Annotated in this window: 26 protein-coding genes and 1 riboswitch; of the genes, 22 read left to right on the top strand and 4 right to left on the bottom strand. The window is 67.2% G+C overall.

Annotated elements, in window-relative coordinates; genetic code table 11:
• The first annotated feature begins 28 nt into the window (after positions 1 to 28).
• From JWQ81_RS36395 to JWQ81_RS36350, 10 genes are all read left to right on the top strand, one after another.
• Positions 29 to 559, top strand: coding sequence for a SigE family RNA polymerase sigma factor (locus JWQ81_RS36395; RefSeq protein ID WP_297548845.1), 531 nt, complete (start codon positions 29 to 31; stop codon positions 557 to 559).
• Positions 559 to 1,380 (top strand): hypothetical protein, encoded by an 822-nt coding sequence (locus JWQ81_RS36390; protein ID WP_297548843.1) that lies wholly within the window; start codon positions 559 to 561, stop codon positions 1,378 to 1,380. The genes JWQ81_RS36395 and JWQ81_RS36390 overlap by 1 nt, the downstream gene beginning before the upstream one ends.
• Before the next feature lie 136 nt (positions 1,381 to 1,516).
• On the top strand, positions 1,517 to 2,242 hold the full coding sequence (locus JWQ81_RS36385) for a DivIVA domain-containing protein (RefSeq protein ID WP_297548841.1): 726 nt from the start codon (positions 1,517 to 1,519) through the stop codon (positions 2,240 to 2,242).
• A 102-nt stretch (positions 2,243 to 2,344) separates the two neighbouring features.
• Positions 2,345 to 2,965, top strand: coding sequence for a YceD family protein (locus JWQ81_RS36380; protein ID WP_297548839.1), 621 nt, complete (start codon positions 2,345 to 2,347; stop codon positions 2,963 to 2,965).
• A 74-nt stretch (positions 2,966 to 3,039) separates the two neighbouring features.
• Positions 3,040 to 3,222, top strand: coding sequence for a 50S ribosomal protein L32 (rpmF, locus tag JWQ81_RS36375; protein WP_297548837.1), 183 nt, complete (start codon positions 3,040 to 3,042; stop codon positions 3,220 to 3,222).
• A gap of 14 nt (positions 3,223 to 3,236) precedes the next feature.
• Positions 3,237 to 3,974 carry a ribonuclease III gene (rnc, locus tag JWQ81_RS36370; protein ID WP_297548835.1) on the top strand — a complete coding sequence of 246 codons (738 nt, stop codon included), beginning with the start codon at positions 3,237 to 3,239 and terminating at the stop codon, positions 3,972 to 3,974.
• A gap of 42 nt (positions 3,975 to 4,016) precedes the next feature.
• Entirely contained in the window at positions 4,017 to 4,877 is an 861-nt protein-coding gene (gene mutM, locus JWQ81_RS36365; RefSeq protein WP_297548833.1) for a bifunctional DNA-formamidopyrimidine glycosylase/DNA-(apurinic or apyrimidinic site) lyase, read from the top strand.
• A 115-nt stretch (positions 4,878 to 4,992) separates the two neighbouring features.
• Positions 4,993 to 5,319 (top strand): PadR family transcriptional regulator, encoded by a 327-nt coding sequence (locus tag JWQ81_RS36360; protein WP_297548831.1) that lies wholly within the window; start codon positions 4,993 to 4,995, stop codon positions 5,317 to 5,319.
• Positions 5,316 to 6,623, top strand: a complete 1,308-nt coding sequence (locus JWQ81_RS36355) for a hypothetical protein (RefSeq protein WP_297548829.1) — start codon at positions 5,316 to 5,318, stop codon at positions 6,621 to 6,623. Before JWQ81_RS36360 ends, JWQ81_RS36355 begins: the two co-directional genes overlap by 4 nt.
• A gap of 242 nt (positions 6,624 to 6,865) precedes the next feature.
• Positions 6,866 to 7,771 carry an alpha/beta fold hydrolase gene (locus JWQ81_RS36350; RefSeq protein ID WP_366942369.1) on the top strand — a complete coding sequence of 302 codons (906 nt, stop codon included), beginning with the start codon at positions 6,866 to 6,868 and terminating at the stop codon, positions 7,769 to 7,771.
• Positions 7,772 to 7,780: 9 nt separating this feature from the next.
• On the opposite strand, the gene JWQ81_RS36345 is transcribed toward JWQ81_RS36350, so the two are convergent.
• Positions 7,781 to 8,299 (bottom strand): general stress protein, encoded by a 519-nt coding sequence (locus tag JWQ81_RS36345; protein ID WP_297548825.1) that lies wholly within the window; start codon positions 8,297 to 8,299, stop codon positions 7,781 to 7,783.
• A gap of 136 nt (positions 8,300 to 8,435) precedes the next feature.
• On the bottom strand, positions 8,436 to 9,251 hold the full coding sequence (locus JWQ81_RS36340; protein WP_297548823.1) for an amidohydrolase family protein: 816 nt from the start codon (positions 9,249 to 9,251) through the stop codon (positions 8,436 to 8,438).
• A gap of 134 nt (positions 9,252 to 9,385) precedes the next feature.
• Between JWQ81_RS36340 and JWQ81_RS36335 the strand changes: the two genes are divergently transcribed.
• The 6 genes from JWQ81_RS36335 (at position 9,386) to JWQ81_RS36310 (ending at position 16,497) form a co-directional block, all read left to right on the top strand.
• Positions 9,386 to 10,744: a glutamine synthetase family protein gene (locus JWQ81_RS36335; protein WP_297548965.1), complete on the top strand. Its 1,359-nt coding sequence runs from the start codon at positions 9,386 to 9,388 to the stop codon at positions 10,742 to 10,744.
• Positions 10,725 to 11,447, top strand: a complete 723-nt coding sequence (locus JWQ81_RS36330) for a gamma-glutamyl-gamma-aminobutyrate hydrolase family protein (RefSeq protein ID WP_297548821.1) — start codon at positions 10,725 to 10,727, stop codon at positions 11,445 to 11,447. The genes JWQ81_RS36335 and JWQ81_RS36330 overlap by 20 nt, the downstream gene beginning before the upstream one ends.
• Positions 11,444 to 12,808: an aldehyde dehydrogenase family protein gene (locus JWQ81_RS36325; protein ID WP_297548818.1), complete on the top strand. Its 1,365-nt coding sequence runs from the start codon at positions 11,444 to 11,446 to the stop codon at positions 12,806 to 12,808. Before JWQ81_RS36330 ends, JWQ81_RS36325 begins: the two co-directional genes overlap by 4 nt.
• Positions 12,805 to 13,572, top strand: a complete 768-nt coding sequence (locus JWQ81_RS36320; protein ID WP_297548816.1) for a 3-oxoacyl-ACP reductase — start codon at positions 12,805 to 12,807, stop codon at positions 13,570 to 13,572. Before JWQ81_RS36325 ends, JWQ81_RS36320 begins: the two co-directional genes overlap by 4 nt.
• Positions 13,573 to 14,017: 445 nt before the next feature.
• Positions 14,018 to 15,265, top strand: a complete 1,248-nt coding sequence (locus tag JWQ81_RS36315) for an HNH endonuclease signature motif containing protein (protein ID WP_297548814.1) — start codon at positions 14,018 to 14,020, stop codon at positions 15,263 to 15,265.
• A gap of 353 nt (positions 15,266 to 15,618) precedes the next feature.
• The gene (locus JWQ81_RS36310) at positions 15,619 to 16,497 is read left to right on the top strand and encodes a S1 RNA-binding domain-containing protein (RefSeq protein ID WP_297548812.1); all 879 of its coding nucleotides are present in this window, start codon (positions 15,619 to 15,621) and stop codon (positions 16,495 to 16,497) included.
• Here JWQ81_RS36310 and JWQ81_RS36305 read toward each other — a convergent pair.
• Together JWQ81_RS36305 and JWQ81_RS36300 are read right to left on the bottom strand one after the other, a co-directional pair.
• Positions 16,494 to 17,201, bottom strand: a complete 708-nt coding sequence (locus tag JWQ81_RS36305; protein WP_297548810.1) for an aspartate/glutamate racemase family protein — start codon at positions 17,199 to 17,201, stop codon at positions 16,494 to 16,496. The genes JWQ81_RS36310 and JWQ81_RS36305 overlap by 4 nt on opposite strands.
• Entirely contained in the window at positions 17,201 to 18,658 is a 1,458-nt protein-coding gene (locus tag JWQ81_RS36300) for an NCS1 family nucleobase:cation symporter-1 (RefSeq protein WP_297548809.1), read from the bottom strand. The genes JWQ81_RS36305 and JWQ81_RS36300 overlap by 1 nt, the downstream gene beginning before the upstream one ends.
• 135 nt (positions 18,659 to 18,793) lie before the next feature.
• On the opposite strand from JWQ81_RS36300, the gene JWQ81_RS36295 reads away from it, so the two are divergent.
• The 6 genes from JWQ81_RS36295 to JWQ81_RS36270 all read left to right on the top strand — a co-directional run.
• On the top strand, positions 18,794 to 19,447 hold the full coding sequence (locus tag JWQ81_RS36295) for a GntR family transcriptional regulator (RefSeq protein WP_297548807.1): 654 nt from the start codon (positions 18,794 to 18,796) through the stop codon (positions 19,445 to 19,447).
• A 317-nt stretch (positions 19,448 to 19,764) separates the two neighbouring features.
• Positions 19,765 to 19,856, top strand: a riboswitch (glycine riboswitch).
• A 227-nt stretch (positions 19,857 to 20,083) separates the two neighbouring features.
• The gene (gene gcvP, locus JWQ81_RS36290) at positions 20,084 to 22,858 is read left to right on the top strand and encodes an aminomethyl-transferring glycine dehydrogenase (protein WP_297548963.1); all 2,775 of its coding nucleotides are present in this window, start codon (positions 20,084 to 20,086) and stop codon (positions 22,856 to 22,858) included.
• A 5-nt stretch (positions 22,859 to 22,863) separates the two neighbouring features.
• Positions 22,864 to 23,973 (top strand): glycine cleavage system aminomethyltransferase GcvT, encoded by a 1,110-nt coding sequence (gene gcvT / locus JWQ81_RS36285; RefSeq protein WP_297548805.1) that lies wholly within the window; start codon positions 22,864 to 22,866, stop codon positions 23,971 to 23,973.
• Positions 23,974 to 23,987: 14 nt separating this feature from the next.
• Positions 23,988 to 24,362: a glycine cleavage system protein GcvH gene (gene gcvH, locus JWQ81_RS36280; protein WP_297548802.1), complete on the top strand. Its 375-nt coding sequence runs from the start codon at positions 23,988 to 23,990 to the stop codon at positions 24,360 to 24,362.
• 2 nt (positions 24,363 to 24,364) lie between these two features.
• Positions 24,365 to 25,639, top strand: a complete 1,275-nt coding sequence (gene glyA / locus JWQ81_RS36275; protein WP_297548800.1) for a serine hydroxymethyltransferase — start codon at positions 24,365 to 24,367, stop codon at positions 25,637 to 25,639.
• On the top strand, positions 25,636 to 26,293 hold a 658-nt coding region (locus JWQ81_RS36270), incomplete at its 3' end, for a lipoyl synthase (protein WP_297548798.1). The genes glyA and JWQ81_RS36270, both read left to right, overlap by 4 nt.

The following is a 26,293-nucleotide window of genomic DNA, read 5'->3' as shown; positions in this document are numbered from 1 at the left end:
ACATCGGAACACGGTCGAGGAGGCACGGATGAGGACTGGGGACGATGCGAGCTTCAGGGAGTTCGCCAGGCACAGGTCGTTGACGCTAAGAAGGACGGCGTACCTCCTGTGCGGCGACTGGCATCTCGCGGAGGACCTGGTCCAGACCGCGCTCATCAAGCTCTACCGGGTCTGGCCGAAGGTCAGCCGGAACGGGCCCGTCGACAACTACTCGAGACAGGTTCTGCTGCGCTGCTGGCTCGACGAGCAGCGACGGCCGTGGCGGCGGAAGGAAAACCGCGACGGCGTCGTGCCCGAACAGCCGGACGTTCGCGCCGATCCCTCGGCTGTCGCCGGGATCTCGGAACCTCTTCGTCTCGCCCTCGCCGAAGTTCCAGCGAAACAGCGTGCGGCCGTGGTGCTCCGCTACTGCGCGGATCTTTCCGTCGCGGACACCGCCGCCGCGCTGCGCTGTTCCGAAGGGACCGTCAAGAGCCAGGCCGCACGGGGTCTCGAAACCCTGCGTGCGGCCGTGACGCGACGGGAAGCCGGTCTGCTTCCCGTCGAGAGGAGCAGGTAGTGGACGACAAGCAGTTGATCGCGGAACTGGGCGGGCTGGCCACGGTGCCGCGCCCGCTGGGGTTCGACCCCGACGACGTCGCGACGAAGGCGGCGAAGCGGATCCAAACCCGCCGGATGGCCGTCGGTGCCGGACTGACCACGCTGGCGGTGATCGGTGCGGTGGCCGTGGTCGTCCCCAGGCTGTCCGCGCCGAAGCAGGCTCCGGTCGGCCAAGCTCCGGTGAGCACCACTTCGCCGGCCCCGGCCGACCCGGGAACCGCGCAGCGGGAGGTCGCCAGGCAGCATCTGCTGAAGGTGCTGCCGAGCTTGGTGCCGGGGGCGAAGGACATCCAGGCGCCCGCGTTCCCCCCTGGGGACGCACCCGACATGACGACCGGTGCGGTGACCTTTCAGGACTCGGCCGGACCCGCGTACTTCACCTTCACCATCAGTGGGGCCGCGGGCAGCAAGGTGTCGATGAAACCGCTGAAGTCCTGGTGCCCGGCCCACCCCGCCGACCCCCAGCTCGGACCGGACGGCAAGCCGCTGCGGTGTGACAACCTCCGCCAGCCCGACGGCAGCACGGTCGTGCTGATGGAGTCGGGGTCGCCAGGGCCGTCCGGCAGGGTGTCGAAGATCGACGAACTCGACGCCCTGCATTACCGCAACGACGGAAGCGTGGTCAGCGCCATCGACGGCGAGTTCCTGACCGCGACGCTGGCCATGAAGTACGGCTTCACCGATGCGGACGGCAACCCGAAAGAGTCCCGCCCGCGGTACCCGCTGACCGAGCAGCAGCTGATCGGGCTGGTGACCGATCCGGGGTTCGTCCTGAAGTAACGGCAGTACCGGGCGTGTTTCCGCGGTGGCGTGATCACCAGGACACGCCCGGTGCCGTGTTCGTCCACCGGTTCGGGTGATCCAGCGGGCAAACTGGACTCAGCGAAACGGGGATTGCTTGCCTTAGGGAGTGGCCGTGTACCGGGTATTCGAGGCTCTCGACGAGCTCGTCACGATTGTCGAAGAGGCACGCGGTGTGCCGATGACGTCGAGCTGTGTCGTCCCGCGCGGTGATCTGCTCGAGTTACTCGACGACGTCCGCGACGCGCTGCCCGGCGAGGTCGACGACGCGCAGGACGTGCTCGACAAGCGCGACCAGATGATCCACTCCGCTCGCTCCGAGGCCGACGCCACGGTCGGCGACGCCAACGCCGAGGCCCAGGCCACCGTGTCCGGCGCGGCCGGCGAAGCGGACCGGATCCTGGGCGACGCCCAGGCCCGCGCCGAGCAGATGATGGCTGACGCGCACGCCGAGGCCGAGCGCATGGTCGCGGCGGGGCAGGCCGAGTTCCAGAACCTCACCGACCGCTCTCGCGCCGAGGCCGAGCGCATGATCCAGGCCGGCCGCGACGCTTACGACCGCGCTCTCGACGAGGGCCGCAACGAGCAGGCCAGGATGGTTTCCCAGACCGAGGTCGTGCAGGCCGCGCACGCCGAGTCCGCGAGGATCGTCGACGAGGCGCACGCCGAGGCGGACAGGCAGCGCGTCGAGTGCGACGCCTACGTCGACGGCAAGCTCGCCGAGTTCTCGGAGCTGCTCGCGACCACCCTGCGCACGGTCGATTCGGGCCGCAACCACCTGCGGGCCCCGGCGAACCTCGGCGGCAACCGCTCGACCGCCCTCTACGACTACCAGGGCTGACGGGCTCGTGAGCGTTTAGGCCGCTTCTAGGCGGCCGCAACACTCACGAGCCCTGAACTGGCGTGGAGGCGCTGGTGAGGGTCGCGTACCCTGATGGGCGACATGTCTGAAGAAAAACTTCCGCCGCCCAGGCCCCCGCGTGTAGACCTCCGCAGCCCCTGGGTGCTCGATACCCGCGAGCTCGCCCGGCATGCCGGCCTGAGCCGCTCCGTCCACCGTTCCGTCCCTCTCGACACCGCACTCGGCGTGCCGGACGTCATCGTCCTGCCCAAGGGCACCGAGATCGAGCTCGACCTCCTGATCGAGTCCGTGGTCGAGGGCGTGCTGCTCACCGGCACCGCCTCGGTGACGGCCACCGGCAACTGCTCGCGCTGCCTCGACCCGATCGACGAGGACATCGACGTCGACTTCACCGAGCTATACGCGTACCCCGGCTCCACCACCGAGGCCACCACCGACGAGGACGAGATCTCCCGCCTGGTCGACAACCGGATCGAGCTCGAATCGCTGGTGTGCGACGCGCTGGTACTGGCCATGCCGCTGGTGCCGTTGTGCGAGGAAGACTGCCAGGGCCTCTGCGTCGAATGCGGTGTGAAGTGGGCCGATCTCGAGCCCGGACACGGGCATGAGAAGATAGATCCTCGGTGGGCCGCGCTGGTCGAGCGTTTCGATGAAACGCCGTCGAGTGAAGATCCGGCAAGCGGCCCCGGAAAGCAAGCCTGACGAGCACCAGCTCGATCCAGCGAAGAAATGTCGGCTCGCGCAAGTGAGCACACTGTGATGAGGGAGATCTACTCGTGGCCGTCCCGAAGCGGAAGATGTCGCGATCCAACACCCGCGCGCGCCGCAGCCAGTGGAAGGCGGCTCCGGTTCAGCTGGTGCCCTGCTCCAACCGCGCCTGCAAGCAGCCCAAGCTCCAGCACATCGCCTGCCCCACCTGCGGTCAGCACAACGGCCGTCAGGTCGTTGAGCCAGCCTGAGACCGCTGACTGACATGGGGGGCAAGTCGCCTGTGGGACCGGCCTCCGATCCCGCTTCGCTGCTCGAAGCACTCGACATCACCTTTGATGACGAGTTGTTGACGCTCGCGCTGACCCACCGTTCTTATGCTTATGAGAACGGTGGGCTTCCGCCCAACGAGCGTCTCGAGTTTCTCGGCGATGCGGTATTGGGTCTGGTCGTCACCGACCATCTGTACAACAGCCATCCCGAACTCGCCGAGGGTTCGCTCGCGAAATTGCGCGCCAGCGTGGTCAACATGCACGCACTGGCACGGGTCGCGCGAGGTCTCGGTGAGGGCGGGCTAGGCGCGCACCTGCTGCTGGGCAAGGGTGAGGAACTCACCGGCGGCCGGGACAAGGCGAGCATCCTCGCCGACGGTCTCGAAGCCGTGATCGGTGCCGCGTATCTGGCGCACGGCATCGATATCGCCCGCAAACTGGTGCATCACCTGTTCGACGAGTTGCTCGTCGAGGCGCCGCTGCGCGGAGCCGGTCTCGACTGGAAGACCAGCCTGCAGGAGCTCACCGCTTCTTCGGGCTTCGGTGTTCCCGAGTACAAGGTCGAGGACACCGGCCCGGACCACCGCAAGGAGTTCTCGGCCACGGTGTTCGTCGCCCATCGCGACCTCGGTCACGGTGAGGGCACCACGAAGAAGGAAGCCGAGCAGAAGGCCGCCGAGACGGCCTGGCGCTCGCTGTCGGCGGAATTGGGCAACGACGCGCAGTCCTGAGAGCGCGTCCGCTCTCTCTTCAGAGGCGAGGCTGAACGCGTTATGCCCGAACTTCCCGAGGTCGAGGTCGTCCGGCTGGGCCTGCAGGCCCACGTCGCGGGCCGGGAGATCGCCAAGGTCGAGGTCCTGCACGACCGGGCCATCCGGCGGCACACCCTCGGCGCGGACGATTTCACCGGCAGGCTCGCCGGCGCCCGGATCCTCGCCGCACGTCGACGCGGTAAGTACCTGTGGCTGGAGCTGTCCGACGGCGAAGCCGTGCTCGCGCATCTCGGGATGAGCGGGCAGATGCTCGTCCAGCCCGAAGGCACCCCCGACGAGAAGCACCTCAGGGTGCGCGTCCGGTTCGCCGGTGACGGCCCGGAGCTTCGTTTCGTCGACCAGCGCACGTTCGGCGGGCTCGCGCTCGCGGACCTGGTCGAGGTCGACGGCGCTTCGCTGCCCAGTACCATCGCGCATATCGCGCGGGACCCGATGGACCCGGCGTTCGACCCGAAGGCCGCCGTCCGCGCCCTGCGTTCGCGGCGCACCGAGGTCAAACGGGCCCTGCTCGATCAGACGCTGGTCTCCGGGGTCGGCAATATCTACGCCGACGAGTCGCTGTGGCGGTCCAAGCTGCACTGGGCCCGGCCCACCGACAAGCTGACCAACGCCCAGGGCGCGAAACTCATCGCCGCCGCGACAGACGTCATGAACGAGGCCCTGCTTGCGGGCGGCACGTCGTTCGATGCGTTATACGTCAACGTAAACGGCCAATCCGGCTACTTCGACCGCTCGCTCGACGCGTACGGCCAAGAAGGCCTGCCCTGCGGCCGCTGCGGCACCCCGATCCGCCGTGACCCCTTCATGAACCGCTCGTCCTTCTCGTGCCCCCGCTGCCAACCCCGCCCGCGAGGCCTCTAGTAGAGCAACTCGACGGCGAGTTGCGGCGGCTACAACCGCGACACGCCACGGCCTAACGCCGTGCGCGGTAGTGCGCATTGCGTGGTAGCGTTCACCGCGTAAGAGCGGAGGGTAAGTGGAGATCAGTCAGCTACTCAAGGGTGTGCTCGATCTCGCCGTCCTCGCGGTACTCCGCGAAGAAGACGGCTACGGGTACGACGTCCTGCGTCGCCTGAGACATGCGGGGCTCGAGGAAGTAGGCGATGCGTCGGTGTACGGCACGTTGCGGCGGTTGTACAAGGCCGGGTTGCTGACGTCCTACGTCGTGCCCAGCGAAGAAGGACCGCACCGCAAGTACTACAGCTTGAACGAGCCGGGGGGCGAGCGTCTCGCGGAATCCGCGAAGACCTGGCAGAACTTCGCCTCGACAATGAACGCTCTGGTGGGAGAGGCAGCAGCATGAGTACGGAGAGCTCCACCCCGGTGCGGGTCTACCTCGCGAGGGTCAGGAACGCACTGGACGACCTTCCCCCGGCCGAACTCGAGGAGGTCCTCGACGACGTCCGGCCCCACCTGGCCGAGATCGTGGCCGAACTGGGCACGGAAGCCCGCGTCGACGCGCTGATCGCCCAGCTCGGCACTCCCGAGGCTTACGCGGCGGAGCTGCGCGCGGCCGGCGAGTACCCGCCTCGGGCCGAATCGGTGGCATCGGTGAAGAGTTCCGAGCACAGACTGGCACCTCGGCTCGCGTTGTGGTCCGTCATCGTCTGCGCATTCCTGATGGGGCTTTTCGCCATCGGGGCCGCGAACGACATGCAACCCGACGGCCTGATCCTCGCCGCCGTACCGCTGGGGATTCCGGTGCTGTTGAGCGCCTGGTACGTCCTCAGCCGTGGCACTGCCGGGATCACAGGGCTGCCGGAAGTGCGGAAAATCCGTTCCCTCTTCGCTCAGGACAACCGATTGCTGCGGTACCTCCGGTCGCTCTTGCCCGCGTGGCCGCTGGTGTGCGCGGTGGTGTTCGTCGGGCTCGGGTTGGCGCTGTTCTTGCGGCGCACTACTGATGGCCTGGTGGCGTTGTTGCTGCTCACCGCGGTCGCAGCGGCCGTGGTGGCCACCGCCGCGCGGCTCAAGATCGAGCGCCGCTGGTTGTGGCTGCACGTTCCGGTCGCGGCCATCGTGGTCGGCAGCGGGGTGGGCATGGCGAGCTACTTCGTCGACGCGATCGGTCACAACGGCAACAGCAGCCCCGTTTCCTACTCGCCGGTGACGGCCGTCGACGGCAGCCCGGCGTTGACTTACGGCGGCGACCCCGTTGACAACGTCTACGCGTTCGACGCGCAGGGCAAACCGCTGAAGGACGTCTATCTCTTCGACGACAAGGGCCGTCCGCTCAACCTGCCGAGGTACACCTGCGACACGGCCGGCGGCGGCTTCTCGAAAACCGGTGAGGACAACAGGTTCCCGCGCCCCAACGCCGGGCCGAATTCCGACAACGCATACAGCGGCGGCTGGTATGACGGCTACGGCAACTACAAAAGCGGCCCGTACACAGCCGGTTCGTACGCCGGGAATGGTCCGTACGGCGCCAATCGCGGCTGCCACGACCAGGTGAACGCACCGTTCGCCGCGGTGATCCCGACGTCCACGCCGACGCCGACCCCCTCGGCGAGCCCGACCGCCAGCCCGACCCCGTCGGGCACCGCGTCACCGAGCCCGACGCCGGACGCACCGAAGTCGACAACTTCCATCAAGCCCCCCGGCTAGATGGCGCGGAGTCGTGGGGGAGCCGAGGTCGGGGCGGCTCCCCCACGGCTGACCTCCGGTCCAGGACTGTGGTCACCCGGAGTCTGAGAACGAAACAGGCCCGAAACCTCCCTCGAACCTGTGGCTGGTGTCCTGGGTGGGTGCCATCACCGGAGAACGGCGGCGCGACCCTGACCGGTCTCGAAGCCGACACCCTGAGCCTGCGCACCACCGTGGTGCACGGGTACGAGCGCGCGTACCGGATGGCCGGGCGCGGGCCGGCGGTCCTGTTCATCCACGGCATCGGTGACGACTCGTCGACCTGGCTGGACGTGCTCGCATCGTTGACCGGTGAGTTCACCGTGATCGCGCCGGACCTGCTCGGCCACGGCGGCTCCGCGAAGCCCCGCGCCGACTACTCCGTGGCCGCCTACGCGTGCGGGATGCGGGATCTGCTGGCGACACTGGACATCGAGAAGGTGAGCGTGGTCGGGCATTCGCTCGGCGGCGGGGTCGCGATGCAATTCGCGTACCAGTTTCCCCAGCTGTGCGAACGACTCGTGCTCGTCGGGTCGGGCGGGATTTCGACCGAGGTGCACCCGTTGCTGCGACTCGCCGCCGCACCGGGCGCGGGCTTGCTGCTGCCGTTGATCGGGAGCGCGCCTGCACGGCTCGCGTTGCGCGGCTTCAGCGACCTGCTGCGCGCGACCGGTGGTATCGGGCTCGGGCCGGACATGGACTACGTCATCGCGAAGTACGCGCGGCTGGTGGAGTCGAGTTCGCGGCAGGCATTCCTGCGGACGCTGCGGTCGGTGGTCGACTGGCGCGGGCAGGTGGTGAACATGCTGGACCGGTGCTACCTCACCGAGGGAATTCCGACGATGCTGGTGTGGGGCACTCGCGACCATGTCGTGCCGAGTGCGCACGCGGTGCTGGCACACCAGGCGATGCCGAGCAGCAGGCTCGAAGTCTTCGCCGGGGCCGGGCACTTTCCCCATCGCAGCGATCCGAAGCGGTTCCTCGAGATCCTGCGGGAGTTCCTCGGGCAGACCCATCCCGCCCGGCATGACGTCCGGCGGTGGCGCGGCCTGCTGCGCGCGGGCAGCAGGCCGGCCGTCACCCCGGACCGGGAATCCCTCGATCGTGCCACCGTCTCCAGCGGCACCTGAGGGAGCCGTTTACTGGAAGGCGCTCTTCGCGGCGAGGTTGGCGAGCAGCTCGCGGCCCTTCTCGGCGTTGCGCGGCTGGGACAGCACGTCATACCGACGCGCGACCAGCTGGCTCTGCGAGATGAAGCTGCGCGCGCCCTTCTTCGACGCGTACCCGAGCGCCCCGAACAGCAGGTTGAACGCGATACCCGCGACCAGCCCGATGCCGATCGGCAGCAACCCCGCGTTCGGCGTGAAGAACGTCAGCATCAGGCCGAGGAACAGCCCGAACCAGGCGCCGGACATCGCCGAGCTGGTCAGCACCTTGTTCCAGCTGAGCTTGCCCGCGATGCGCTCGACGAGCATCGGCTCCACGCCGACGATGGTGACGTCCGTGACCGGGAAGTCGGTGCCCGCGAGGTGGTCGACCGCCCGCTGGGCGCCCTCGTAAGAGTCGTAGGACCCGATGGGCCACCCCTGGGGCAGTGTCGGCAGCTGCGGCCTGGCCTGTCCTTGAGTGAATGCGGTCTGTGTGAAGGCTGTGGTCATTCGTCTCACCTCTCTTGACCTGTCCAACGTACGGGCAGGGGCGAATCGTCCCGATCCGGAGGGATTCACAGTGTCTTATCAGCAAACAGCCGCGGTAGACCATCCCATGGTCCTCCGATCGGCGCATTTGTACAGCTCAGAGCGTCCGAAACAGCCGTCTGGCGTTACCTCCGAGGAAGAGTTCGGCGGCTTCGGGGTCCAGGCCCAGCTCGTCGAGGCGCCTGAGGCAGCGACCAGGGGACACCATCGGGTAGTTGCTGCCGAACAGGACCCGCGAGCGGCCGCGTCCGCGCATGAACTCGACGAGCTCGGCGGGTAGGCGGTGCACCGCGTAGGCGGAGGTGTCGATGTGGAAGTTCGGGTACTTCGTGGCGAGCGAGAGCACTTCGGGCAGCCACGGGTAGCCGACGTGCCCGCCGATCACGACGAGCTCGGGGAAGTCGAGCAGGACCTCATCCAGGTACGGTATCGGCCTCCCGGGCTCGGACGGGCACAGCGGCCCGGTGTGCCCGATCTGCGTGCAGAACGGGACGTCTTGCTCGACACAGGCGACGTAGATGGGGTAGTAGCGGCGGTCGTTGGGTGGCCGGTTCCACAGCCAGGGCACCACGCGCACGGCGACGAATCCCAGGTCGCGTACGCAGCGGCGGATCTCCCGGACGGCGCCCATCGGGTCGTCGAGGTCGACGGTCGCGACACCGGCGAACCGGTCGGGATGTGCCTGGACGAGCTCGGCGACCTCGTTGTTGGAGATGAGGACGCCGCTCGGACCGTGCCACGCCGATAGCAGGCCCATCCCGACGCCGGCCTCGTCCATCGCGGCCAGGGTGTCCACGACCCGCGCGGTCTGGCGCGTCTGCCCGGTCCACCGCAACACGGTGTCGAGCCAGGGCTCGGCCATGAACCGGGCGTTCGGATGCTGCATCCAGGCGTCGACGATGTCCGCTGCCATCTTCCGCAGAGTAGTCGAGAATCGGGCTGGCGTTGACGTGGAGAGCGCCGGGCGGTAGGAAGTGCGTCTAAAGGTTCTATTTTGGTCCTTTAACTTGCTTGCGAGGAGTGACGGCTGTGGGAAGCAAGAGAAGCATGCTCACCCTGGACAGGCTGAAAGAGCTGATCGAGGACGGGACGATCGACACGGTCCTGGTCGCGATCACCGATATGCAGGGCAGGCTCCAGGGCAAGCGGTGTGCCGCCGAGTACTTCCTCAACGAGGTCGTGCCGAACGCCACGGAAGCCTGCAACTACCTGCTCGCCGTCGACGTCGACATGAACACCGTCGACGGGTACGAGATGTCGTCCTGGGAGCGCGGCTACGGCGACTTCGTGCTGCGGCCCGACTTCGACACCCTGCGTCTCGTGCCCTGGCAGGAGGGCACCGCCCTGGTGCTGGCCGATATCGAATGGGTCGAGGGCGGCGCGGTTCCGGTGTCGCCCCGCCAGATCCTGCGCAAGCAGCTCGACAGGCTCGCCGAACGCGGTCTTGAGGCGTACGTCGGCACCGAGCTGGAGTTCATCGTCTTCGACGACACCTACGAAGCCGCGTGGGACAAGGCGTACCACGGTTTGCGGCCGTCGAACCAGTACAACGTCGACTACTCGATGCTCGGTACCGCGCGGCTCGAGCCGCTGCTTCGCCGCATCCGCAACGACATGACCGGCGCCGGGCTCTACGTCGAGTCGGCCAAGGGCGAGTGCAACCCCGGCCAGCACGAGATCGCGTTCAAGTACGACCGCGCGCTCGCGACCTGCGACAACCATGGCATCTACAAGAACGGCGCGAAGGAAATCGCCGCGCTCGAAGGCAAGAGCCTCACGTTCATGGCGAAGTACAACGAGCGAGAGGGCAACTCATGCCATATCCACCTGAGCCTGCGGACGACCGAGGGCGAGCCCGCGTTCGCCGGTGACGGCCCCGGCGGGTTCTCGCCGCTGATGGAGCACTTCCTCGCCGGCCAACTCGCCGGACTGCGTGAGCTGACGTACTTCCTCGCGCCGAACATCAACTCCTACAAGCGTTTCGTGCCCGGCAGTTTCGCGCCGACCACGGTCGCGTGGGGCAGTGACAACCGCACGTGCGCCCTGCGAGTCGTGGGGCACGGTCAGTCGCTGCGGTTCGAGAACCGGGTGCCGGGCGGCGACGTCAACCCGTACCTGGCCGTCGCCGCGCTGATCGCGGCCGGTCTTCACGGCGTCGACAACGAGCTGCCACTCGAACCGGAGCTGTCCGGCAATGCCTACGCGGCGGGTGAGAGCGGCGAGAAGCCGACCGTACCGACTACGCTGCGTGAATCCGCAACGCTGCTGGGGGAGAGCGAGCTCGCCCGCGCCGCGTTCGGCGACGACGTGATCGACCACTATCTCAACGCGGCACGTATCGAGCTCTCGGCGTACGAAGCCGCCGTCACCGATTGGGAGCGGATCCGTGGTTTCGAACGGCTTTAAGCCGCTGATCGGCCTCACGACCTACCTCGAACCGACGCGTTTCGGGGTCTGGGACGTCGAGGCGGCCGTGCTGCACGGCGTGTACGTCGACGGGATCGTGCGGGCCGGGGGTGTCCCCGTGCTGCTTCCGCCCGCCAGTGACGGCTACGCCGAGTTACTATCTGTTGTGGACGGTCTGGGGCTGACCGGTGGCGCCGACGTCGACCCGTCACGCTACGGCCAGGAACCGCACGAGACGACGTACACGCGGCCCGCTCGTGACACGTTCGAGTTCGCGTTGCTCGACGGCGCGCTTGGCGCCGGAATCCCGGTGCTGGGCGTCTGCCGGGGGATGCAGGTGCTCAACGTCGCCCTCGGCGGAACACTGAGCCAGCATCTGCCGGAGTCCGCCGGCAGTGCCGAGCACCAGCCGGCTCGCGCGGTTTTCGGCGCCACCAGCGTTCGCCTCGAACAGGGCAGCCGAGCGGCGTCGATCCTCGGCGCCGTCACGAAATGCCACTGCTACCACCACCAGGCCGTAGACAAGCTGGGCGACGGGCTCAACGCCGTCGGCTGGTCGGGCGACGGCCAGATCGAAGCCATCGAGATGCCGGGCGACGCGTTCGTCCTCGGCGTCCAATGGCACCCCGAGCAGGACAATGACGACCGGCGGCTCTTCGCCGCATTGGTGGCCGCGGCCGCACAGAGGAAAGGCAGCTCATGACCAGTTTCGCCGTGATCAATCCCGCCACCGAGGAGGTGGTGAGGTCGGTCGCGCTGACTTCCGCCGAAGAGACCGACACCGCGATAGCGCGGGCGCGGGCCGCATTCCCCGCGTGGCGCGCGGTGTCGCCCGGCGACCGCGCGCGGCTGCTGCGGCGGTTCGCGGACGCGGTGGAAGGCGATATCGAGAACCTCGCGCAGCTCGAAGTCACCAACTCCGGGCACACCATCGGCAATGCGCGCTGGGAAGCCGGCAACGTCCGCGACGTGCTGAACTACTACTCGGCGTCGCCGGAACGCCTGATCGGCAAGCAGATCCCGGTGCCGGGCGGGGTGAACCTGACGTTCGCCGAACCGCTCGGCGTGGTCAGCGTGATCGTGCCGTGGAACTTCCCGATGCCGATCGCGGGCTGGGGTTTCGCGCCCGCGCTCGCCGCCGGGAACACCGTCGTCCTCAAACCGGCCGAGTTGACGCCGCTGACGGCCATCCGGCTTGGGGAGTTGGCACGCGAAGCGGGGATTCCCGAGGACGTGTTCCAGGTGCTTCCGGGCAAGGGATCCGTTGTCGGGCAGCGGTTTGTCGACAACCCGGCGGTGCGCAAGGTCGTCTTCACCGGCTCGACCGAGGTCGGTAAGCAGATCATGGCAGGCTGCGCCGCGCAGGTGAAGCGGGTGACGCTCGAACTCGGCGGGAAGAACGCGAATATCGTGTTCGCGGACGCCGATCTGGAGAAAGCCGCCGCGAGGGCGCCATACGGCGTGTTCGACAACGCCGGGCAGGACTGCTGCGCGCGGTCTCTGATCCTGGTGCAGGCATCGGCTTACGACAAGTTCATGGAGTTGCTCGAACCCGCGGTCAAGGGCGTCGTAGTCGGCGACCCCGGGTTGGAAGCCACCGAGATGGGCCCGCTGATTTCCGCGCAGCACAAGCAGAAGGTGTCTTCGTACATCTCGTCGGACTCGCCGGTCGCGTTCCGCGGGAGTGCGCCGGAAGGTGACGGGTTCTGGTTCCCGCCGACCGTCGTGACGCCGTCCGGGCTTCAGGATCCGCTGGCGTCGGACGAGATCTTCGGACCGGTTGTCGCCGTGGTGCGGTTCGAGGACGAGGCCGACGCGGTGAAGATGGCCAACCACACCGAATACGGCCTGTCCGGATCGATCTGGACCCGCGATGTCGGCCGCGCGCTGCGTGTCTCGCGGGGGGTCGAAGCCGGAAACCTCTCGGTCAACTCGCACTCTTCGGTGCGGTACTGGACGCCGTTCGGCGGGTTCAAGCAGTCCGGCCTCGGCCGGGAACTCGGCCCGGACGCCGTCGACGCCTTCACCGAAACCAAAAATGTCTTTATCTCAACGGAGGAATGATGCAGCGTTTCGAAGGCCGCGTAGCGGTGATCACCGGCGGCGCCAGCGGAATCGGCCTCGCCTCCGCGCGCAGGCTCGCGAGCGAGGGCGCGAAGATCGTCATCGCGGACGTCACCGATGACGCGGGCAAGGTCGCCGCGGACGAGGTCGGCGGTTTGTACGTCCGGACCGACGTCACCGACGAGGAGCAGGTCAAAGCCCTGTTCCAAACCACCGTCGACGAGTTCGGCTCCCTGGACGTCGCGTTCAACAACGCCGGCATCTCCCCGCCCGACGACGACTCGATCCTGACGACCGGGCTCGAGGCGTGGCAGCGGGTCCAGCAGGTGAACCTGACGTCGGTGTTCCTGTGTTGCAAGTACGCCATCCCGCACATGCAGAAGCAGGGCAAGGGCTCGATCATCAACACGGCGTCGTTCGTCGCGGTGATGGGCGCGGCGACGTCGCAGATCTCCTACACCGCGTCCAAGGGCGGCGTGCTGTCGATGAGCCGGGAACTCGGCGTCCAGTTCGCGCGCGAGAACATCCGGATCAACGCGCTCTGCCCGGGCCCGGTGAACACGCCGCTGCTGAAGGAACTGTTCGCGAAGGACCCCGAGCGAGCTGCCCGGCGCCTGGTGCATGTGCCGGTCGGCCGCTTTGCGGAACCGGAGGAACTAGCCGCCGCCGTGGCGTTCCTGGCAAGCGACGACGCGTCGTTCATCACGGCGTCGCAGTTCCTCGTGGACGGCGGTATTTCGGGAGCCTATGTGACTCCGCTTTAGGGGTTTGACTCCGGCTTCCCACTTTTGCGCTTTTGTGGGTCTCTTAGTTTCCAAGAGACCGCAAGTCGCCGTCGAGTTGCGGTGGTGGTGGAGGCGGTTTGATTCCTGCTGGCCCCGGTCTACTGCAGCAAGGACCGGGGCCGGTCGGGGTTCGCGGAGCGGCTCCGAGGGCCTGTTCCGTTTTGTCGGATCCGAGCTGTGAAAGCGATTTTTTGTCGGACTGAGCGCACGTTTGGCGCCTTTCTTGATTCGCCAATCACGGTAAGCGACTGCGCTCGTTTGTCTGGTGTATGCGTGAGTGACCCGGCGAGCGGGTGCAGGACGCGAGTGGGCGTAATTCGTTGCTATGGCGGCGTTTCTGAATATTCGATGAACACGTTCAGCGATAATAGGCATCACCTGAATGTGTTCCGAATGTACGTTCGATCCGTAGTAGAATAAAGGAGTGCCCAGCGTAACGATCACCCTCCCTGATCCCGCCGATATCCGGCGTGCTGATCCGGCGATGCTGGTCGAGTACGCCCGGGTGATCACCCGGGAGATGAACCGGTACACCGCGCTGCTGGGGCTCGTGGTCACCAAGACCGAGACTGACGGTATCAAGGCCACCCATCAGTACAACTCGGCGGTGCAGTGGCTGATGCATACGACGGGGTTGTCTGAGCCTGCCGCACGTCAGATCGTGGTCCGTGCCCGCGGCACCAACTCCTTGTACGCCATCGACGGGACAGAGGTCCCCGGTGTCGCACCGCTGACCGGTCTCGCCGCACTGGCCGCTGCTCTCACTCCCGCGCAGCTAGACGTGCTCGTGAAAACGATGACGGCGATGCCCGCGACGGTGTCGGAGGAGGATCGGGTGGCGGCGGAGAAGATCCTCATCGGTGTGGCCCGTGCCGCGTCCCCGGTCGAGGTGAAGAAAGCCGGCGACCGGATCCTCGACACCCTCGACCCCGATGGGCCGGAGCCGAAGGATCCGCCGGAGAGACCGGAGCGGGAGTTGTCGTTCCAGGAACACCGCGACGGCTCCGCGACGCTCAAAGGCAAGCTGGACAACGTGGCCTACGCCCAGTTGCGGGCCGCGTTGGATCCGTTGGCGAAGCCGCACTCTTCGAAAGAGGAAGGCCGCGACACCCGCAGTCAATGGGAACGCCACGCCGACGCGTTGGTCGATCTGGTCCGTCTCGCGATGACGGTCGACGAGATCCCGACTCACGGTGGTGACCGGGTGCATGTGGCGGTCACCGTGGACTACGAGACGCTGAAGTCCGGGATCGGGACGGCGATGCTCGACTACGGTGGCGTCATCACCGCCGCCGAAGCGCGCATGCTCGCCTGTGACTGCAAGATCATCCCCGCTGTTCTCGGGACCGAGAGTGAGCAGATGGATTTGGGTCGGTCCAAGCGGATCATCACCACCGGGCAACGGCGAAGACTTGTCATGAGGGACCGCGGTTGCGCGTTTCCCGGTTGTAAAAGCCACGCCAAACACTGCGACGGGCACCATATCGTGTATTGGATCCTTGGCGGGCCAACAAATCTGGACAACTTGACCTTGCTGTGTCAGCGTCATCACCGGCTTGTGCATTGTGGTGGTTGGGAAGTGCGGATGGGCGGCGACGGGAGACCGGACTTCATCCCGCCCGCTTATCTCGATCCGCTTCGAAGACCCAGGCGCAACACCGTTCACCTGTAACAGAAAACCCACCCCAGGGCTCGTGAGTGCCGCGACCGGATCATCCGGCCGCGACACCGACGAGCCCTGACTGCATTCCCGGCTTTCGCAACTCGCCGTCGAGTTGCGAAGGCCCGCCGACCCTTGGTACGAACCATTCGTACCAAGGGTCCCCCGATACGAATGGCAGCGGACGCGGCAACCTTCAGTGATCACATCGGCACCGGCGGCACCATCGCGTGACGGGAGTGGCACTCGGATCCGTACTGCGTGCCCGTCGTCGCCTCGGTCCTTGCTTCAGTAGACGGGATTTCCGGCACTGCGGTCCGCACGAGCCGGAACCCCGAACGCCAAGTTATGCCTAGGATCTGACCATGGGTGACGTGACAGGTGGAGACGAGACGCTGCCGTTCGTCTACCGGGTCACCAAGTACGACCCGGCCGATCGCGACGAGGGCGGCCAGTACATCGGTACCGAGGACTTGAACACCGGCCTGGCCGGTTACTACGACGGCGCCGTGGCGTTGGAGTTGCTGCGGGGGATGTTGCGGGAAGGCGGTGCATGGTGTCGGCTCGAAGTGGCGGGTGCTCTTTCGGTATACCTCGGCTGGGACCAATACGTCTATGTCGGCAGCAACGAGCTATGCGGACGCGCAGCCGACCGCACCGCTGAGTTGGGATTGTTCGCTGAGAGACGCGACGCATCGCCCTACGACGTGAGATTCGACGAGGCGGGAGAGCAGCGGCCCGCCGATGAGACCTTCTGGGCTCGGGTGAAGTGGTGCGTTTCGGCAGGTGACTCATTGGCTCTGGAGGAGGGCTACCTCCGCAACGCCTACCGACGGCATCCCCTCACCTCGGCCAATGTCGATGAAGTTCGTGCTGGGCTTGCGCCTCGTGCGCTCCTGACGGTGTTGGTGTCTGGCGACGAGAGTTGTTTCACCGCGGCGCTGCCGGACGCCGACGGAGTTCTCCGCGCACGGTGGCGGACCGAGCCGGCAGCGAGTGACCTTCGTTGGACCTTCCTGAAGACCGTGCACCCGGGGCAGGTTCGTCGCGGGCTGGTCACCTCGGTCACCGATACTGGCGTGTTCGTCGAACTCGTTGGTGCTGAAGGGATCGTGCCGGATCCGGGCGAGGTGCTCGAAGCGGGACAGGAGACCACGGTGGAGGTGATCGAGGTGGACATGGTGCGTGAGCGCGTCATCCTCTCATTGGCGCCCACGCCGATCGGCGGTCATCAGCGGCCTTAGGGGTGCCAGGTGCGGTGTTTCGGAAGGGGTTTCGCGTAGGAGCCGGCTCGGCTCGTTTTCAGGCCCAGTGTCACGCACGACTCGGCGAGGCGGACTGCGGCGGCGACGCCGTCGACGACGGGGACGTCCAGCATGGCGCTGATGCGGCGGTCGAGGCCGGTCATACCGGCGCAGCCGAGGACGACGACTTCGGCCCCCGCGTCGCGGACCCGGCGGGCGGCGGTCAGGAGGGCGGACTCGGTGCGTCGTTGGTCGGCGAGGTCGAGGACGCCCAGGCCGGCACCCACGACGGCGACGCAGTGCTGGCCGACACCCGCGCCGTGCAGGCTGTCCTCGATCAGGCCGCACGTCCGGTCCAAAGTGGTCACGACTCCGAACCGGCGGCCCAGCAGGCAGGCCAGGTGCGCCGCCGCTTCGGTGATGTCGACGACCGGGACGTCGAGCAGTTCGCGGGCGCCTTCGCGGCCGTGCTCGCCGAATCCGGCCATCACCACGGCGTCGAACGGCTGCTCGAACTTGCGCAGGAGGTCCAAGACGGCGGCAGCGCTGAGGAAGCTGTCCAGCCACCCCTCTGCCGACTCCGGGCCCCAGGCCGGGGTGACGGCCAGGATCTCGGTACCGGCGCTCGCCGCGGAACGCGCGCCGGCCTCGATCTCCTTGGTCATCGCCTCGGTGGTGTTGCAGTTGGTCACCAGGATGCGCATCAGGCCGCGACCGCTTCCCGCTGTCTCCAGGACAACGCCAGATACAGTAGTGCCGACGACGTCGTGCCGATGAACCACGAATAAGGCGCGGCCGGGGCGAACACCGGGACGAGCGCGATCACCGCCGCGATACCCGCGGTCGGGATGAACGCTCCGATCGCGAGCGGGTTCACCCCGCGCTTGTAGTGATAAGGCGCGCCGGGCTTCGCGACGAACAACTGCGCGACGTCGATCTTGCCGCGCCTGATCAGGTAGTAGTCGACGATCATGATCCCGAACAGTGGGCCGAGGAACGCGCCGAGCCCGCCGAGGAAGTAGTTGACCACGGTCGGCGACGAGTACAGCTTCCACGGCAGCACGCACAGCGCGGCGACCGCGCTGATCATTCCGCCGATGGTGAACGTGATCCGTTTCGGCCAGATGTTCGCCAGGTCGTACGCGGGGGACACGAAGTTCGCGACGATGTTGACGCCCATGGTGGCGACTGCGAAGGTGACCGCGCCGAGGACCAGCACCGGTGTGTTGTGCACGCGTGCGAGAAGGTCGGCCGGGTTGGTGATCGCTTCGCCGAACACCCTCAGGCTGCCCGCGGTGACGATGACCGACAGCAGCGCGAACGCCGTCGAATTGATCGGCAGGCCCCAGAAGTTGCCGCGCCGCACGGTTTTCTGGTCGGGAGCGAAGCGGGAGAAGTCGCAGAAGTTCAGCATCAGCGTGCCGTAGGTGCTCAGGATGAGCCCCGTGGCGCCGAACCACTCGCGGACCTGCTGGCCGCCGGAAAGGTGCGTCGGGCTGGTGGTCAGCGAGATGTTCCAGTGCCCGGCCGCGAGGATCCACACGGCGAGCGCGATCATCACCACCCAGATCGCCGGCCCGCACCAGTCCTGGAACTTGCGGACCGTTTCCATGCCCCGGGTCAGGATGAGCGCCTGCGCCAGCCACAGCGCGACGAAACACACCCAGCCGAGCGCGTGCAGACCAAGGAAACTGTGTTCCGTCCACGATTTCATGCCCGGGTCGATCGTCAGCACGAGCAGCGTGATCGCCACCGACGCGAGATACGTCTGGATGCCGTACCAGAAGATGGCGATGATGGCCCTGATCAGCGCGGGCAGGTTCGCGCCGAACGTGCCGAAGCTCATCCGCGCGACGACCGGGAACGGTACGCCGGTGCGCTGGCCGATGCGGCCCATCAGGTTCATGCCGAAGTAGATGAGCACGAATCCGAACAGCAGCGCGGTGAACACCTGCCACGCCGACAGGCCGAGCACGAACAGGCCAGCGGCGAACGTGTAGTTGCCGAGGTTGTGTACGTCCGACATCCACAGCGCGAAGATGTCGTAGACCTTCCAGCGGCGATCCGTGGCGGGCGCCAGGTCGTCGTTGTAAAGGCGAGGGTCGGGAGTCGGTTCGGACGCGGGGGTGGTTCCGGTCTTGGTGAGGTTCGCGGCGGTCACGGTGCCTCCGGCGGGGGTTTGGGATACCAAAACTTGGTATCCCAAATATCGACCCGCGGTCCCCGGTCGTCAAGGGTTTCCCCGCTACGCTCTTGTTAAGGCCGGTTACGCGGCTGTTCACATGAGGGGGAGAAAGTGGTTGCGGAAGTGCCTCCGCCGCCGTTGGCCGCGATCCGGCAGCGGGTGCGTGACGAGTTGCGCGACCGGATCCTGACCGGCCGCCTGAAGCCGGGCGATCGCCTGGTCGAGCGTGAGCTCGCCGAGGATCTCGGTGTCTCGCGGGTGCCGGTGCGGGAAGCGATCCGCAGCCTGGAGAGCGAAGGTTTCGTCGTCGTCCAGTCGCCGCGACGCGTGGTGGTCCGGCAGCTCGACCGATCGGACGTCGAGGAGCTCTTCGACGTCCGCGAAGCACTCGAAGGCCTTGCCGCCGGTCTCGCGGCGAGCCGCGCGACGAGCAAGGACCTGCGGAAGCTGGAACGCCTGCTCGAAGACGCTGCGAAGGCGACAGCAAGCAGCCAGGCGAGCCGCATCACCGCGCTCAACACCCGCTTCCACGACGAGATCGTCGCGATCGCCGGCAACGGCCTGCTGTCCACGGTCCTCCAGCCGCTCGAAGGCCGTCTTCGGTGGCTGACCAGCCAAAACGAGCACTTCGGCGAGCTGCTCGAAGAGCACTGGCGGCTGTTCGAGGCAATCAAGTCCGGCGACGCCGAGCGGGCGAAGGCCAGCGCCGCCGAACACGTCCGCGTCAACCGCGCCGTCACCCTGACCCAGCTGTTCGGCGCCTGAGTCGTGAGTGTTCCGGCCGGTTCTAACCGGCCTAACCACTCACCAGAGGACTAGGCCGGGTACACCGAGCTCGTCGGAGGTCGCCGCATACCTCGACCTGCGACTGCCTCGGCATCTTCGAGTCATCCATAGTGTCGACGTCGATCTTGAGCTCGCGGCGGCCGACCAGCCTGGATTCTCGCGGCGTCCGGATCTGGTGGTGGTTCAGCTTGCGGTCGCCGGCGGAGAGTGGCGTTGACCGCGTCTCGAGGCCGACGGCTGGACCAGGGGCAACGGACCAGGTACGGTGCGCGGTATAACTGAAGACAGGGCCGTTATGAGCTGGAGCGGGAGAGCGTCGTGAGTTCGGCGACGCACCGAAGGAGCAAACTCCCCGGAATCTCTCAGGTACAACTACCGCTTCGAGCCAGGCCACTCTGGAAAGCAGGCGCACCCGCGCCTCACCCAAGGTGAAAGCCGCGTCCGCGCGGTGAAGCTCTCAGGTGCCATGACAGAGGGGGAGTTCCCAGCGCGGGGTTCTGCCCGGCGCCTGACCGAGGAGCTCCCAGGTTGTCATCAGGCACTGTGTTTCCCGAAGCCGTCAGTTCGTCGTTCGCTTCCCGCCACATCGGTCCCGCTGACTCCGAGCAGGCCAAGATGCTGGCCGAGTGCGGTTACGGCTCCCTCGACGCCATGGTCGAAGCGGCTGTCCCTTCTGCCATCCGCGTCACCCGCGACCTCGACCTGCCGCCCGCGGCGTCCGAGGAGGAGGCGATCGCCGAGCTGCGCAAGCTCGCGGCGCTGAACACCCGCAACGTCCAGATGATCGGCCTCGGTTACAGCGACACCTTCACCCCGGCGGTCATCCGGCGGAACGTGCTCGAGAGCCCGGCCTGGTACACCGCGTACACGCCGTACCAGCCGGAGATCTCGCAGGGCCGTCTAGAGGCGCTGCTGAACTTCCAGACCATGGTCTCCGAGCTCACCGGCCTGACCACGGCGAACGCGTCGCTGCTCGACGAGTCCACGGCCGTGGCCGAGGCCGTCATGCTGATGCGCCGCGTGTCGAAGTCCAAGTCCAACGTCGTCGTGCTCGACGCCGAGTGCCTGCCGCAGACCATCGCCGTGGTCCGCACCCGCGCCCAGGCCGTCGGCATCGACGTCGAGGTCCGTGACCTGCTCACCGGGCTGCCTGACGACTTCTTCGGCGTGGTCGTGCAGTACCCGGGCGCCTCCGGTGTGCTCCGCGGCGCCGGTTTTTACCGCGCGCTGTCCGAGTCGGCGAAGGCCGCTGGCGCGCTGTACACCGCAGCCGCCGACCTCCTCGCGCTGACGCTGATCACCGCGCCCGGCGAGTTCGGTGCCGACATCGCCGCTGGTTCGACGCAGCGCTTCGGCGTTCCGCTCGGCTACGGCGGACCGCACGCCGGGTTCATGTCGGTGCGCGCCGGCCTCGAGCGCTCGCTACCCGGCCGCCTCGTCGGCGTGTCCGTCGACGCCGACGGCAACCCGGCGTACCGGCTCGCGCTGCAGACCCGTGAGCAGCACATTCGCCGCGAGAAGGCGACCTCCAACATCTGCACCGCGCAGGTCCTGCCCGCCGTGCTGGCCGCGATGTACGCCGTCTACCACGGCCCGGACGGCCTGAAGGCCATCGCGAACCGCGTCCACGACCTCGCGACAGCGCTTGCGGCGGCGCTGCGTACCGGTGGCGTCGAGGTCGTGCACGAAGGCTTCTTCGACACCGTCCTCGCGCACGTTCCGGGCCGCGCGGACGCCGTGCACGCCGCGGCCAGGAAGACCGGGATCAACCTGGGCCGCGTCGACGCCGACCACGTCCGGATCGCCTGCGACGAGGTCACCCGCGCGGACCTGCTCGCCAAGGTCCTCCGCGCGTTCGGCGTGGACACCGAGCTGGATGCCGCCGGGTCGGCGCTTCCGACTGGCCTTGTTCGCGAGAGCGACTTCCTCACCCACGACGTCTTCCGCTCGCACCACAGCGAGACGGCGATGCTGCGGTACCTCCGGAGCCTGTCCGATCAGGACTACGCGCTCGACCGCGGCATGATCCCGCTCGGCTCCTGCACGATGAAGCTCAACGCCACCACGGAGATGGAGCCCATCAGCTGGCCGGAGTTCGCGGGCATTCACCCGTTCGCCCCCGCCGAGGACGCCCAGGGTTACCACGTGCTCGTCGAGCAGCTTGCGACCTGGCTGGCCGAGGTCACCGGCTACGACAAGGTGTCCCTGCAGCCCAACGCGGGCAGCCAGGGTGAGCTCGCCGGGCTTCTCGCGATCCGTGCGTACCACCACGCGAACGCCCAGCCGGAGCGCGAGATCTGCCTGATCCCGTCTTCTGCGCACGGCACCAACGCCGCGTCCGCGGTGCTCGCCGGGATGCGCGTGGTCGTAGTCGCCTGCACCACCGAGGGCAACGTCGACCTCGCCGACCTGCAGTCCAAAGTGGACAAGCATGCCGGTGAGCTCGCCGCGATCATGGTCACCTACCCGTCGACCCACGGCGTCTACGAGAACGGCATCGACGAGATCGCCCGGATCGTGCACGCGGGCGGCGGCCAGGTCTACGTCGACGGCGCGAACCTCAACGCGCTGCTCGGGCTGGCCAAGCCCGGTGAGTTCGGCGGCGACGTTTCGCACCTGAACCTGCACAAGACGTTCTGCATCCCGCACGGCGGTGGCGGTCCGGGTGTCGGCCCGGTGGCGGTCCGTGCGCACCTCGCGCCGTACCTGCCCAACCACCCGCTGCTCGATGGTGCCGGTCCGGAGACCGGTGTCGGCCCGATCTCGGGCGCGCCGTACGGCTCGGCGTCGATCCTGCCGATCTCGTGGGCCTACGTCCGCATGATGGGCGCGCCCGGCCTGACCACCGCGACGAAGGTCGCCGTGCTCGCCGCGAACTACGTCGCCTCGCGGCTCTCGCCGCACTACCCGGTGCTCTACACCGGACAGAGCGGCCTGGTCGCGCACGAGTGCATTCTCGACCTGCGCGGGCTCACCAAGGACACCGGCGTGACCGTGGACGACGTCGCGAAACGCCTGGTCGACTACGGGTTCCACGCGCCGACGATGTCGTTCCCGGTCGCCGGCACGCTGATGGTCGAGCCGACCGAGAGCGAGAACCTCGGTGAGATCGACCGGTTCTGCGACGCCATGATCGCGATCCGGCACGAGATCGACGCCGTCGCGCAAGGCCGCTGGAAGGTCGAGGAGAGCCCGCTGCGTGGCGCTCCCCACACCGCCGAGACTCTTGTCGGCGAGTGGAACCTGCCGTATGACCGCAAACTCGCGGTGTACCCCGCCGGAGTGAACCCGAAGGCGAAGTACTGGCCGCCGGTCCGTCGCATCGACGGCGCGCACGGCGACCGTAACCTTGTGTGCTCCTGCCCGCCGCTCACCGCCTACCAGGACTGAAGGCCATGACTTCTCCTCAAAAACCGGCGCGCGAATCGCCCCTGCACGAGGTCCACAAAAGCCTCGGTGCCCTGTTCACCGACTTCGCTGGCTGGTCGATGCCGGTCCGCTATTCGAGCGAGCTGGCCGAGCACAAGGCCGTCCGCGAAGCCGCCGGGATCTTCGACCTGTCGCACATGGCCGAAATCGAGGTGACCGGCCCGCAGGCCGCCGACGTGCTCGACTACGCGCTGGTCGGCAACTTGACTGCGGTCAAGGTCGGCCGCGCGCGGTACTCGATGCTCTGCGACGCGTCCGGCGGGATACTGGACGACCTCGTCGTCTACCGGCTGGAGGACGAGAAGTTCCTGGTCGTGGCCAATGCGGGCAACGCTGCTGTGGTGGCGGACGCGTTGGCCGAGCGTGTCGCCGGCTTCGACGCCGTCGTCACCAACCGGTCGTCGGAGGTCGCGCTGATCGCTGTCCAAGGGCCGCGATCCACCGACATCGTCAGCGCGGTGACCGAGGCGAACTTGGCCGAGCTGAAGTACTACGCCAGCGTTCCCGCGGTCGTGAACGGCCATGACGTCCTCCTCGCGCGCACCGGTTACACCGGCGAGGACGGCTTCGAGCTATACGTCGCGGCCGCCGAGGCTCCCGCCGTGTGGCAGATCCTGACCGAGGCCGGCGCGCCGCACGGCCTGCTCCCGGCCGGGCTCGCCTGCCGCGACACGCTGCGTCTGGAAGCTGGAATGCCGTTGTACGGCAACGAGTTGTCCGCCGAGCTCAGCCCGTTCCAGGCCGGGCTCGGCCGAGTGGTGAAGTTCGAGAAGCCCGGTGACTTCGTCGGCAAGGAGGCCCTGACCGGGCGCGCCGAGACCGACGAGGCACGGGTCCTGGTCGGCCTTCGCGGGTCCGGTCGCCGCGCGCCGCGTCACGGCTACAAGCTGCTGGACGGCGAAACCGAGGTCGGCGAGGTCACCAGCGGTGCACTGTCGCCGACGCTGGGCTACCCGATCGCGATGGCGTACCTGACGCCCGAGCTCAACCAGCCGGGCACCAAGCTGTCGGTGGACATCCGCGGGAAGATCGAGCCCGTCGAGGTCGTCGCCCTGCCCTTCTACAAGCGCGCCTGAACCCGAGGAAACAGATGAGCATCCCCCAGGATCTGAAGTACACCAAGGAACACGAGTGGTTGCGCATCGACGGTGACGTCGCGCAGGTCGGCATCACCGAGTTCGCCTCCGAGGCGCTCGGGGATATCGTGTTCGTGCAGCTCCCGGCCGTCGGCGACACCGTCACCGCCGGCGAGGTCTGTGGCGAGGTCGAGTCGACCAAGTCGGTCAGCGAGCTGTACGCGCCGGTCAGCGGCGAGGTCGTCGAGGTGAACGACGCCACCGCCGACGCGCCCGAGCTGATCAACTCGGACCCGTTCGAAAAGGGCTGGCTGTTCAAGGTCCGCACCGAGGGTGCTGCCGAACTGCTCGACGCCGCCGCTTATGCCGCACTGATCAAGGAAGGCTGACCATGACCTCCTCCTTCAACGCCACGCTGTCCGAAGTGGACCCCGAGGTCGCCGAGGCCGTCGCCCACGAGCTGACCCGCCAGCAGAGCACGCTGGAAATGATCGCGTCGGAGAACTTCGCGCCAGTCGGTGTGCTCGAAGCGCAGGGCTCCGTGCTGACGAACAAGTACGCCGAGGGCTACCCAGGCCGCCGCTACTACGGTGGCTGTGAGTACGTCGACGTCATCGAGCAGCTCGCGATCGACCGTGCGAAGGCGCTGTTCGGTGCCGAGCATGCCAACGTCCAGCCGCACTCCGGCGCGCAGGCCAACGCCGCCGCCATGGTCGCGGTGCTCCAGCCGGGAGACACCATCCTCGGTCTCGACCTCGCGCACGGCGGGCACCTGACGCACGGCATGAAAATCAACTTCTCCGGCAAGCTCTACAACGTCGTCGCCTACCATGTCGACAAAGAGACCGGAATTGTCGACCTTGAAGAGATCGAGCGGCTCGCCACCGAGCACAAGCCGAAGCTGATCATCGCCGGCTGGTCGGCGTACCCGCGTCAGCTCGACTTCGCCGAGTTCCGGCGCATCGCCGACCTCGTCGACGCCAAGCTGATGGTGGACATGGCGCACTTCGCCGGGCTCGTCGCGGCCGGGCTGCACCCGAGCCCGGTGCCGCACGCCGACATCGTCACCACGACCACGCACAAGACCCTCGGCGGCCCGCGCGGCGGCATCATCCTGTGCCGTCAGGAGCTCGCGAAGAAGATCAACTCCGCGGTGTTCCCCGGCCAGCAGGGCGGTCCGCTTGAGCACGTCATCGCGGCGAAGGCCGTAGCGCTGAAGATCGCCGCGAGCGAGGAGTTCAAGGAGCGCCAGCAGCGGGTCCTCGAAGGCTCGAAGATCCTCGCCGACCGACTGTCCCAACAGGACTGCCTCGACGCGGGCGTGCGGGTACTCACCGGCGGAACCGACGTGCACCTGGTGCTCGTCGACCTCGTCAACTCCACTTTGGACGGCCAGCAGGCCGAGGACCGGCTGCACTCGGTCGGGATCACGGTCAACCGCAACGCCGTCCCGTTCGACCCGCGCCCGCCGATGATCACCTCGGGGCTGCGCATCGGCACCCCGGCGCTGGCCACTCGCGGTTTCGGCGCCGAGGACTTCGCCGAGGTCTCCGACATCATCGCGCTCGCGCTGCAGGCGGACTTCGACGACGCCGCCAAGCAGACTCTGGGCTCCCGTGTCGAGCTGTTGGCCAAGAAGCACCCGCTGTACGCGGACCTCGGATGAGCGCGGCGCCCGACGGGCGGAAGCTCCTGCGGCTTGAAGTCCGCAATGCCGAGACGCCGATTGAGAAGAAGCCGCCGTGGATCAAGACCAAGGCGCGGATGGGCCCTGAGTTCACCGAGCTCAAGGCCCTGGTCAAGCGTGAAGGTCTGCACACGGTGTGTGAGGAGGCTGGTTGTCCGAACATTTACGAGTGTTGGGAAGATCGCGAGGCCACTTTCTTGATCGGTGGTAGTCAGTGCACGCGTCGGTGTGATTTCTGCCAGATTGACACGGGTAAGCCGGATGCGCTGGACCGTGCTGAGCCGCGGAAGGTGGCGGAGTCTGTTCAGGCGATGGGTCTGCGGTATTCGACGGTGACTGGTGTCGCGCGTGATGATCTCGATGACGGTGGTGCGTGGCTTTACGCGGAGACTGTGCGTCAGATTCACGGGCTTAACCCGGGCACTGGTGTCGAACTGTTGATTCCGGACTTCAATGCGGACCCGGAGCAGCTCGGGGAGGTATTTTCTTCCCGGCCGGAGGTGTTGGCGCATAATGTGGAGACGGTGCCGCGGATTTTTAAGCGGATTCGTCCTGGTTTCCGTTATGCGCGGTCGTTGTCGGTGATCACGGCGGCTCGTGAGGCTGGGTTGGTGACGAAGTCGAACCTGATTT

Source organism: Amycolatopsis sp. (assembly GCF_025464955.1).
In the GTDB taxonomy this organism is placed as follows: Bacteria; Actinomycetota; Actinomycetes; order Mycobacteriales; family Pseudonocardiaceae; genus Amycolatopsis.
The sequence above is the reverse complement of the archived record's forward strand: the minus strand, read 5'-3'. Positions and strand labels throughout refer to the sequence as shown.